11 protein-coding genes are annotated in these 10,435 nt (G+C 72.4%); 4 read left to right on the top strand and 7 right to left on the bottom strand.

The genetic code is table 11. The features are described from left to right. Positions 1 to 258: 258 nt before the first annotated feature. Entirely contained in the window at positions 259 to 441 is a 183-nt protein-coding gene (locus tag UK12_RS30330) for a PspC domain-containing protein (RefSeq protein ID WP_045306410.1), read from the top strand. Positions 442 to 600: 159 nt separating this feature from the next. On the opposite strand, the gene UK12_RS37035 is transcribed toward UK12_RS30330, so the two are convergent. The 3 genes from UK12_RS37035 to UK12_RS30315 form a co-directional block, all read right to left on the bottom strand. Next, the gene (locus tag UK12_RS37035) at positions 601 to 1,035 is read right to left on the bottom strand and encodes a hypothetical protein (protein ID WP_052682302.1); all 435 of its coding nucleotides are present in this window, start codon (positions 1,033 to 1,035) and stop codon (positions 601 to 603) included. Positions 1,036 to 1,310: 275 nt separating this feature from the next. Then, positions 1,311 to 2,459, bottom strand: coding sequence for an adenosine deaminase (locus UK12_RS30320; protein ID WP_045306409.1), 1,149 nt, complete (start codon positions 2,457 to 2,459; stop codon positions 1,311 to 1,313). A gap of 187 nt (positions 2,460 to 2,646) precedes the next feature. Beyond that, positions 2,647 to 3,213 (bottom strand): MarR family winged helix-turn-helix transcriptional regulator, encoded by a 567-nt coding sequence (locus UK12_RS30315; protein WP_231591449.1) that lies wholly within the window; start codon positions 3,211 to 3,213, stop codon positions 2,647 to 2,649. Positions 3,214 to 3,351: 138 nt separating this feature from the next. Between UK12_RS30315 and UK12_RS30310 the strand changes: the two genes are divergently transcribed. Beyond that, the gene (locus UK12_RS30310) at positions 3,352 to 4,548 is read left to right on the top strand and encodes an MFS transporter (RefSeq protein ID WP_045306408.1); all 1,197 of its coding nucleotides are present in this window, start codon (positions 3,352 to 3,354) and stop codon (positions 4,546 to 4,548) included. A 69-nt stretch (positions 4,549 to 4,617) separates the two neighbouring features. Here the strand turns inward: UK12_RS30310 and UK12_RS30305 are convergent, their stop codons facing one another. Further along, positions 4,618 to 5,574 carry a LysR family transcriptional regulator gene (locus tag UK12_RS30305; protein WP_045306407.1) on the bottom strand — a complete coding sequence of 319 codons (957 nt, stop codon included), beginning with the start codon at positions 5,572 to 5,574 and terminating at the stop codon, positions 4,618 to 4,620. Positions 5,575 to 5,636: 62 nt separating this feature from the next. Between UK12_RS30305 and UK12_RS30300 the strand changes: the two genes are divergently transcribed. Together UK12_RS30300 and UK12_RS30295 are read left to right on the top strand one after the other, a co-directional pair. Next, on the top strand, positions 5,637 to 7,037 hold the full coding sequence (locus tag UK12_RS30300; protein WP_082120073.1) for an MFS transporter: 1,401 nt from the start codon (positions 5,637 to 5,639) through the stop codon (positions 7,035 to 7,037). Next, positions 7,034 to 7,588 carry a Uma2 family endonuclease gene (locus tag UK12_RS30295; protein ID WP_045306406.1) on the top strand — a complete coding sequence of 185 codons (555 nt, stop codon included), beginning with the start codon at positions 7,034 to 7,036 and terminating at the stop codon, positions 7,586 to 7,588. The genes UK12_RS30300 and UK12_RS30295 overlap by 4 nt, the downstream gene beginning before the upstream one ends. A 31-nt stretch (positions 7,589 to 7,619) precedes the next feature. On the opposite strand, the gene UK12_RS30290 is transcribed toward UK12_RS30295, so the two are convergent. From UK12_RS30290 to UK12_RS30280, 3 genes are all read right to left on the bottom strand, one after another. Next, positions 7,620 to 8,903, bottom strand: a complete 1,284-nt coding sequence (locus UK12_RS30290) for a thymidine phosphorylase (protein WP_045306405.1) — start codon at positions 8,901 to 8,903, stop codon at positions 7,620 to 7,622. Between the two features lie 172 nt (positions 8,904 to 9,075). After that, the gene (locus UK12_RS41765; RefSeq protein ID WP_045306404.1) at positions 9,076 to 9,471 is read right to left on the bottom strand and encodes a cytidine deaminase; all 396 of its coding nucleotides are present in this window, start codon (positions 9,469 to 9,471) and stop codon (positions 9,076 to 9,078) included. Continuing rightward, positions 9,468 to 10,435: ABC transporter permease (locus UK12_RS30280; RefSeq protein WP_045306403.1), on the bottom strand; the 968-nt coding region annotated here is incomplete at its 5' end. The genes UK12_RS30280 and UK12_RS41765, both read right to left, overlap by 4 nt.

The raw sequence follows: 10,435 nt of genomic DNA, 5'->3' as shown, positions 1-10,435 counted from the left end.
CGGACGCGCCGGTGCCGACGCCCGGCACCACCCCGGCGCCGCAGCTGAGCACGGTCGCCGCCCCGCTGGGCGCCGCCCACCGGCCGGTTCTCAGGGGCCATCCCTGAGCCGACCCTGAGCCACCGCCGGGCCGCCCCGGTGAGAGTTCAGGGGGTCGGATCAGCATCGCGGCCGACGCTCGGAGCGGCCGGAAATCCGAAGATTGAGTCATGCCCGCCGGAGAGACCGGGACCGGGCCGAAAGACTTCGGAGAGCTCCATGAGCGTGCTTGCCCGTCCTCGCCACAACCGCGTCATCGCCGGTGTCTGCGCCGGGATCGCCGACCGCTTCGGCCTCTCCGCGTGGACCGTCCGGATCATCTTCCTGGTCTCCTGCCTGCTGCCCGGCCCGCAGTTCCTGATCTACCTGGCCCTGTGGCTGCTGCTCCCCCAGGAGCCGTGAACCGCCCGCCACCCCGACCGGTCCCGGCACGACAACGCCCCGAAGGGCCGCCTGTCCAGGCGGCCCTTCGGGGCGTTCGGGCGTGCGGAGTGCCCGAGTCGGCGGTGGCGGTGCCGCTGCGGGCACCGCCGGGAACCGCGCTCGCGCGGTCCAGCGGGATCAGCCGGGGATGCCGCCGGGCAGGGCGCCGGTGAGAGTGCCGACACCGGGCAGCTTGCTCAGGCCCTCCGCACCCGGGACCGGCAGGCCGGCGCGGGTCACCGCCTTGGTGGCGGCGGCCGGAGCCTCCGGGTCGGCCCCGGGAGCCGCGTCGGCGGCGGGGGCCTGCGCGGCCGGGGCCGCGGGAGCGGCGGGGGCCAGCGAGGAGCCGACGCCGGAGTTGAGGTTGCCGACCGCCTCGGTGACCGGGGCAGCCGCCGGAAGCTTGCCGGTCGCGCTGGTGGCGGCACCGGTGAGCGCGTCGGAGTGGCTCAGCGCGCTGGTCGGGAGCCCGAGCCCACCGCCGGTGGCGGCGGAGGCGGAACCGGCAGCCGCCGCCGCGAGCGCGACGCCGAGCGCCGCGGTTCCGGCAGCCTTCAGAGTGGCCTGCTTCATCAGTTGGTCCTCGGTCCTCGTCGGTGGCCGGTGCGCGGGTGTATCCGGGGGCACTCGCCGCTACACCGTGTCAACAGTGACTGGCACACCGTAGTGACAAGGTTCCGGGAGGTACAACGATCGTTAACTCACATGGGTGAGTAGTCGGATGAACGCGGGGCCCCGGCGACGGTCCCGCGCCCATCCGACCGCCGGTCAGACGCCGTTTCGGGCGCCGCGGGGCCGCGTCAACACCCGACGCGGCTCCGGGAGACCGCCCGGGCGCCGGTCCACCGTCAGGCGCCGGTGCTGAACAGCCACTCGGACTTGAGCTCGGCGTAGCCGGGCTTGATCACGTCGCTGATCATCGCGAGCCGCTCGTCGAACGGCAGGAAGGCCGACTTCATGGCGTTCACGGTGAACCACTCCATGTCACCGAGGGTGTAGCCGAACGCCTCGACCAGGTGCCCGAACTCGCGGCTCATGCTGGTGCCGCTCATCAGCCGGTTGTCGGTATTGACGGTGACCCGGAACTTCAGCCGGCTGAGCAGGCCGATCGGGTGCTCGGCGTACGACGTCGCGGCAGCCGTCTGCAGGTTGGAGGTCGGGCACATCTCCAGCGGGATGCGCTTGTCCCGCACGTACGCGGCCAGGCGGCCCAGCTCGACCCGGCCGTCCTCGTGGACGGTGATGTCGTCGATGATGCGCACACCGTGGCCGAGCCGGTCGGCGCCGCAGCACTGCAGGGCCTCCCAGATCGACGGCAGGCCGAAGGCCTCACCGGCGTGGATGGTGAAGTGGTTGTTCTCGCCCTTGAGGTAGTCGAAGGCGGCCTGGTGGCGGGTGGGGGGGTACCCGGCCTCGGCGCCGGCGATGTCGAAGCCGACCACGCCCTGGTCGCGGAAGCGGTTGGCCAGCTCGGCGATCTCCTGCGAGCGGGCGGCGTGGCGCATCGCGGTGAGCAGGGCGCCGACCCGGATCCGGTGGCCGTTGGCGCGGGCCTTGGCCTCGCCGAGGCGGAAGCCCTCGTTGACCGCCTCGACCACCTCGTCGAGGGTGAGGCCGGCCTCCAGGTGCTGCTCGGGGGCGTACCGGACCTCGGCGTACACGACACCGTCGGCGGCCAGGTCCTCGGCACAGTCCGCGGCGACCCGGACCAGCGCCTCACGGGTCTGCATCACGGCGCAGGTGTGGGCGAAGGTCTCCAGGTAGCGGACCAGCGAGCCGGAGTCGGCGGCCTCGCGGAACCACTCGCCGAGCTTGGCGGGGTCGGTGGTCGGGAGCCCCTCGTAGCCGCAGGCGGCTGCCAGCTCGACGATGGTCTGAGGGCGCAGCCCGCCGTCGAGGTGGTCGTGCAGGAGCACCTTCGGGGCACGGGCGATCTGGTCGGCGGTGGGAATGCGGGGGCCTGTAGTGCCCGCAGCGACAGGGATCTGCTTCTCCATTGCGGGAGTGTAGCCCCTACGCGCGTAGATTTACTATGCCGATCACCCGGACAGCGCAAGAGGATCACCCCTCGACGCCCGCGATGCAGCCGGACGGGCGCTCAGGGGGGCGCGCCCGGCGGACGAGGCGCGCCGCCCAGCCGGGACCCCTGAGCCCGGCCGTCCGGAGCCCCCGAAGCGCAACGCCCTACAGCGCCCGGACGGCCTCCACCAGCGGCACCAGCTCCGGGCGACGGCCGGCCTCGTCCAACGCCTCGCGCAGCGCCGCGTCATTGGTGGGCCGGGCCTGCTCCAGCAGGACGAGGCCGCTCGGGCTGACATCGGTGTAGATGCCGCGCCGGTCGTCCGCGCACAGGTACCGGGACAGCAGTCCGCGATCCTCCATCCGGGACACCAACCGGGTCGTCGCACTCTGGCTCAGCATGACCGCCTCGGCGACCTCGCCCATCCGCAGGTGCCCGCCCTCGCCGGGATGCTGACGGCTCAGCACCTCCAGCAGCGAGAACTCACGGACGCTCAGCCCGTGCCCGGCCTGCAGCGCGCGTTCGACCTGCGCCTCGATCCGGCCGTGCAGCGCGATGAGCAGGCACCAGCTCTGGGCCAGGCCGTGGCCAGGGCCCGCTGCCCCGGGCCCGCGTTCGGCTCCGCCCTCGACCCCGCGCCCGTCCTCGCGCTCACTCTCGCGCCCGCCCCCGTGCCACTCCTGGCCGCCGGGCCCCACCGCACCCGCCCTGTCGCCGTGCCACATCGACATCGCACAGACCTCCTCGCAACATCCTGCGGACCAGGATAGCCCCGGACCGAAATAGCCCGCGCTTGCAGGTATCCAGCGCCTGCATTTATTGTTGAAGCTGGTAAAGCTCGTATGCAAACACCCCTGGAGGACAGTCCCATGCCCCTAGCACTTCTGGCCCTGGCCATCGGTGCCTTCGGGATCGGCACCACCGAGTTCGTGATCACCGGACTGCTGCCGCTGGTGGCGGACGACTACGGGGTGTCCATCCCCACCGCCGGCATCCTGGTCACCGGCTATGCGCTCGGCGTACTGGTGGGCGCTCCGCTGCTCACCGTGCTCGGCACCCGGATACCCCGCAAGCGGATGCTGATGATGCTGATGGGCCTGTTCATCGTGGGCAACGCGCTCTCGGCGGTGGCGCCCACGTTCGGCCTGATGCTGGTCGGCCGGGTGGTCGCCTCGCTCGCCCACGGCGCGTTCTTCGGTATCGGCTCGGTGATCGCCGCCGGCCTGGTCGCCCCCAACCGCAAGGCGGCGGCGCTGGCGATGATGTTCACCGGTCTCACCGTCGCCAACGTGGTGGGCGTCCCGCTCGGCACCCTGATCGGCCAGCACTACGGCTGGCGGGCGTCCTTCGGCGTGGTCGCCGCGATCGGTGTGGTCGCGATGGCCGGGATCGCCGCGCTCATCCCCCACCAGCCCCGCGCCGGGGCCGCCACCCTGCTCCGCCGCGAGCTGGCCGCCTTCCGCAACGTCCAGGTGGTGCTGGCGATGGCGATGACCGTGCTCGGCTTCGGCGGGGTCTTCGCCGCGATCACCTACATCGCCCCGATGATGACCGGCTCGGCGGGCTTCGCCGACTCCTCGGTGACCTGGCTGCTCGTCCTGTTCGGCGCGGGCATGGTGGTGGGCAACCTGCTCGGCGGCAGGTACGCCGACCGCGCGCTGATGCCGCTGCTGTACGTCTCGCTCGGCGCGCTCAGCCTGACCCTGGCGCTGTTCACCGTCACCGCCCACAACCAGGTCGCGGCCGCGATCACCGTGGTCCTGCTCGGCGCCTTCGGCTTCGCCACCGTGCCCCCGCTCCAGAAGCGGGTGCTGGACCAGACCTCGGACGCCCCCACCCTCGCCTCCGCCGTCAACGTCGGAGCGTTCAACCTGGGCAACGCCCTGGCCGCCTGGCTCGGCGGCCTGGTCATCAGCGCCGGCTACGGCTACACCGCCCCCAACCTGGCGGGCGCCGCGATGACGCTGGCCGCCCTGGTCCTCGCCGTCCTGTCGGCCTCGCTCGAACGCCGCACCACCCGTGCGGACCTCCCCGCCGACACCCGCGCGCTGGTCCCCCAGCCCTGACACCCGCCCCGCGTCCCTGCACCCCGGCGGGGGCGCAGGGCTGTCCGGGCAGCTCCGTCCAAACCGGGCCTAGTCGTGGTCGAGCAGCCGCCCGCGCCGGGAGCGGACGAAGTCCCGGAACGCCGCCACCGGCGGGGTGAGCGGGCGGCCGGTCACCCAGGCCAGACCGATCGCCCGGCGGGTCCGGGGTGCGGTCACCTCCAGTTCGACCACGCCGGGGCGCGGCACCAGTCCCGGCGGCAGCAGTGCCACCCCGAGTCCGGCCGCGACCAGCCCGCGCAGCGTCTCCGCCTCCTCCCCCTCGAAGGCGATCCGGGGCGTGAACCCGGCCTCCGCACAGAACGCGTCCGTGATCAAGCGCAGCCCGTACCCCCGCTCCAGCGTGACGAACGGCTCGTCCGCCACCTCGGCCAGCCGGATCCGGCGCCGCCCGGCGAGCCTGTGGTCGGACGGCACCGCCAGGTACAGCCGCTGCTCGTCCAGCGGGCAGGCCGTGAGGTCGGGCGCGTCCGGCAGCGGCGCGACCAGGCACAGGTCCAACTCGCCCGCGCGCAGGCGCTCCAGCATCGCCGCGACGTAGTCCTGCACCAGCTGGAACCGCACCTGCGGGTGCTCCGCCCGGAAGCCCCGCAGCAGTGCCGGCACCGCGTCCGTCCCCATGGTGTGCAGGAAGCCGAACGCCACCCGCCCGGTCACCGGGTCCGTCTCCGCGCGGGCCTGCTCGACACCGCGCTCCAGCTCGCCCAGCGCCCGCTCGACCGAGCCGAGCAGCAACCGGCCCGCCCTGGTCAGCCGGACCGTACGGCCCTGACGGGCCAACAGGTCCAGGCCCAGTTCGGCCTCCAGCCGGGCCACCGCCCGGGAGAGCGTCGGCTGTGGCATACCCAGCAGCTGCGCCGCCTGGGTCACGTGCTCCAGCCTGGCGACCGCCGCGAACTGGGCCAACTGCGGTGCCAACGGGGCGACGGCCGAGTCCTGGCCGAGTTCGGCCAGGCACAACGGCCGCAAACTGCTCTCATGCGTCATGGCATCGATTCTGCGCCATTCATGTATTGGACGCATCAGCCGAGCGGTCCTACGTTCGAACCATGTCGCCTGCCAGTACGGGGGCATCCGCAGCAGCACGACCGGGTGCCCGCCCCCAGCCAGTTCCCGCCGAGCCGGCCGCCGCCGCACCCGGACCCTGCGCCACCGGACCCTGCGCCACCGCGCCCTCCGTACCCGGGCCCTCCGACGCCTCCGACGGCGCCGCCGCGGACCAGGTCCAGGACCTGCGCCACGGCCCCGGCGAGCGCGGGTTCCGCCGGGCCAACCTGGCGCTGTTCGCCGCCGGTATCGCCACCTTCGTCCTGCTGTACTCCACCCAGGGCCTGCTGCCGATCCTCTCTGCCGACCTCAACCTCACGCCGGGGCAGGCGAGTTGGACCGCCTCCGCAGCCACCCTCGGACTGGCCCTGGCCCTGCTCCCCGCCAGCGCCCTCTCCGACCGCTTCGGCCGCACCGCCGTGATGACGGCCTCCACCGTGGCCGCGTCCGTCCTCGCCCTGGCGCTGCCCTTCGCGCCGGACCTAGCCACCATGGTGGTCCTGCGGGTGCTCCAGGGCGCCGCGCTGGCCGGCCTGCCCGCAACCGCGATGGCCTACCTCGCCGAGGAGGTCCACCCGGGTGCGCTGGCCTCCGCGATGGGTCTGTACGTGGCGGGGAACAGCATCGGCGGCATGGGGGGGCGGCTGGTCTCCGGCTGGGCGGCCGCCGCCTGGGGCTGGCGCTGGGGCCTCGCCGCCTCGGCCGTGCTGGCCCTGCTCGCCACCCTGGCCTTCCGCCTGCTCATCCCGGCCGCCCGGAACTTCCGCCGGGCCCCGGTGGACGCCCGCGCCCTGTCCCGTACGGTCGCGGCCCACCTGCGCAATCCGCTGCTGCTGCGGCTGTACGCGCTCGGGCTGCTCTTCATGGCCGTGTTCGGCGCGGTCTACAACACCGTCGGCTACCGGCTCACCGCCGCGCCGTTCCACCTGCCGGAGTCGGTGGCCGCCTCGATCTTCGTGGTGTACCTGGTCGGCACCGCCACCTCGGCCGGCGCCGGACGCCTCGCCGGACGCCTCGGCCGGCGCGGCGCCCTGTACGCGGCGATCGGCACCACCGCCGCCGGGCTCCTGCTGTCCCTCGCCGACTCACTGGTCTGCGCACTGCTCGGCCTGGTCCTGATCACCGCCGGGTTCTTCGCGGGCCACGCCACCGCCTCGTCCTCGGTCGGCCGCACCGCCACCCACGGCCGCGCCCAGGCCTCCGCGCTCTACCTGATCGCCTACTACCTCGGCAACAGCCTCGGCGGCACCATCGGCGCCGACGAGTACCACTCCACCGGGTGGACCGGCGCGGCGGCCGTCGGCCTCGCCGCCATGGCCGCAGCCGTCGGCGTCACGCTCTACGCGACCCGGCAGGCCATCGCCGTCCGGCGGGCGGCCGCCGTCGATACACTCCGGGCATGAGCATCGATCCGGCTGTGTACGCCCGCCTGCGGGAGATCGCCGATCAACTGCCGCAGATCCCCGGGATAAGCAAGGTGGAGATCGCCGACGGCGAGATCGTCATGATGATGTCGCCGGTCAGGCGGCACGAGCTGGCGGTACTCAGAATCGCCCGCCAGTTGAACGCGCAGCTGCCGGGCACCCACCCCGGGTTCCTCGCCCACCCGGGCGCCGACCTCGAGGATGTCGGGCTGGGCCGGCTCCGCTGCCCGGATCTCATGGTCTTCGCCGAGAAGGCGCTGGAGGAGGAATCGCCCGCTCTGATGCCCCATGAGGTCCTGCTGGTCGTCGAGGTGGTCTCCAAGTCCAACCCCGGGAACGACTACGAGAACAAGGTCCGCGACTACGCGGCCATGGGCATCCCGCTCTACCTGCTGGTCGACCCGCGCAAGGGCACGGGAATCGTGCACGACCAGCCGAACTACGCCTCCCGCAAGGACTTCGCGTTCGGCGACACCGTCACCGTCGGCCCTTGGACGATCGACACCGGTGTCCTGCTGACGTACGCCTGACCGCGGCGCACGTCGGCAGGACACCAGGGGATCACGCGATGCGGTCCAGCACGATCGGGTTCGGGGTGAAGGCCGTACCGGCCGGGGAGATCCCGATGCCGCCGGTCAGGGCCTCGATCGCGTAGTCGTAGCGCTCGGGGGTGTCGGTGTGCAGGGTCAGCAGCGGCTGGCCCGCCGTGACCGTGTCACCGGGCTTGGCGTGCATCTCGACACCCGCGCCGGCCTGCACCGGGTCCTCCTTGCGGGCGCGGCCCGCACCCAGGCGCCAGGCGCAGACGCCCACGGCGTACGCGTCGAGCTGGGTGAGCACGCCGCTCGCCGAGGCGGTGATCACGTGCTGCTCGCGGGCGACCGGGAGCGGGGCGTCCACGTCGCCGCCCTGGGCGGTGATCATGCGGCGCCAGTGGTCCATCGCGGAGCCGTCGCGCAGCGCGTCCGCCGGGTCCTTGCCCTGTACGCCCGCCGCGGCGAGCATCTCCCGGGCCAGCGCGATGGTCAGCTCGACGACGTCGGCCGGGCCGCCGCCCGCCAGCACCTCGACGGACTCGCGGACCTCCAGCGCGTTGCCGGCCGTGAGCCCGAGCGGGGTGGACATGTCGGTGAGCAGGGCCACCGTGTTGACGCCCGCGTTGGTGCCGAGGCCGACCATGGTGCGGGCGAGTTCCTGGGCGTCGGCGAGGTTCTTCATGAAGGCGCCGGAGCCGACCTTGACGTCCAGGACCAGCGCGCCGGTGCCCTCGGCGATCTTCTTCGACATGATCGAGGAGGCGATCAGCGGGATCGCCTCGACGGTGCCGGTGACATCGCGCAGCGCGTACAGCTTCTTGTCGGCGGGGGCGAGGCCGTCGCCCGCCGCGCAGATGACGGCGCCGGCGTCCCGCAGCACGGTCATCATCTCGTCGTTGGAGAGCAGCGCCCGCCAGCCGGGGATGGACTCCAGCTTGTCCAGGGTGCCGCCGGTGTGGCCGAGGCCGCGGCCGGAGAGCTGGGGAACGGCCGCGCCGCAGGCGGCGACCAGCGGGGCCAGCGGCAGCGTGATCTTGTCGCCGACGCCGCCGGTCGAGTGCTTGTCGGAGGTCGGCACGCCCAGCGCGGAGAAGTCCATCCGGACGCCGGAGCGGATCATCGCGTCCGTCCAGCGGCTGATCTCGCGGAGGTTCATGCCGTTCAGCAGGATGGCCATGGCCAGGGCGGACATCTGCTCGTCGGCGACCTCGCCGCGGGTGTAGGCGTCGATCACCCAGTCGATCTGGGCATCGGTCAGCTCTCCGCGGTCGCGCTTGGTCCGGATGACGGAGGGGGCGTCCATGGACATGGAATCTCCAAGAGGGTGGGTCAGATACTCACATGCGATCGGCGACTCGTCTGCGAGGAGTTGCCGCGGGAAACGAGAATCGGGATACCGAGGGTCGAAATACGGAGAGTGCCGCGAAAAGACCGGGTTTCAGTCTTCTCGCGACACTCTACGCGCGTAACAAGAACCGTTGCTAGAGCCGCTCCGGCCCGAATGCGTCCGGCAGGAGCTCCGCCATGGTCTTCACGCCCGCGGGCAGGTCGACCAGCAGCTCGGGACCGCCGTGCTCGTACAGCAGCTGGCGGCAGCGGCCGCACGGCATCAGCAGCTCCCCGGCGCCGTCCACACAGGTGAACGCCACCAGCCGGCCGCCGCCGGAGGCGTGCAACGCGGACACCAGGCCGCACTCGGCGCACAGCGCGAGCCCGTACGAGGCGTTCTCCACGTTGCAGCCGACGACGGTACGGCCGTCGTCGACCAGGGCCGCGGCCCCGACCGGGAACTTGCTGTACGGCGCGTACGCGCGCGACATCGCGTCCCGGGCGGTGGCCCGCAGCTGCTCCCAGTCCGGAGTCCGGGTCGTGGTCACTTGCCCTGGCCCTTGCGGTAGATCTGACCGTCGGCCTTCGGCGGACGCAGCCGCTGCGAGGCCAGCGCGAGCACCACCAGGGTGATCACGTACGGCGTGGCGACGATCAGCGGGCGCGGCACCGAGTCGGTGGCCACGAACCAGATGGCCATACCGCCGGCCACCACGAAGCTGACGACCGCACCGGTGATCTTGCGGCGGTACAGCTGCCAGAGTGCCATCAGCGCCATCACGACCGCGACCACGATCAGCAGGACGTGCACCGAGTCGGCGTCGCGCAGCTGAAGGCTGTCGGTGAAGCCGAACAGGCCGGCACCGGCGGCCAGGCCGCCCGGCATCCAGTTACCGAAGATCATCGCGGCGAGGCCGATGTAGCCGCGGCCCTGGGTCTGGCCGTCCTTGTAGAAGTGGGCCGCCACCAGCGAGAGGTACGAGCCCGCGAGGCCCGCGAAGGCACCGGAGGCGATGACCGCGAGGTACTTGTACTTGTAGACGTTGACACCCAGCGACTCGGCGGCCGTCGGGTTCTCACCGCAGGAGCGCAGGCGCAGCCCGAAGACCGTGCGCCAGAGCACGAAGTAACTGGCGACGATCAGCGCGGCGGCGAGGATGATCACCACCGAGAGGTTGGTGGTCACACCGCCCAGGATGCCCGCGACGTCCGAGACCAGGAACCAGTGGTGGGACTCGATGGTGTCCAGCCAGTGCGACAGCCCCGGCACCGTGAGGTACGGCAGCGAGTCGGCGGGCGGGGACTGGTTGGCACCGGCACCGGCGGAGACGTAGTCGGTGTAGTAGATCTTGTTGACGTACGCGCAGATACCGGGGATCAGCAGGTTGATACCGACACCGGAGACGATGTGGTCGACGCCGAAGGTGACGGTGATGACCGCGTGCAGCAGACCGCCGAGCGCGCCGCCCGCCATGCCCGCGAGCAGGCCGAACCAGGGGTTGACCAGGTAGC

It is taken from the genome of Saccharothrix sp. ST-888 (assembly GCF_000955975.1).
In the GTDB taxonomy this organism is placed as follows: domain Bacteria; phylum Actinomycetota; class Actinomycetes; order Streptomycetales; family Streptomycetaceae; genus Kitasatospora.
The sequence above is the reverse complement of the archived record's forward strand: the minus strand, read 5'-3'. Positions and strand labels throughout refer to the sequence as shown.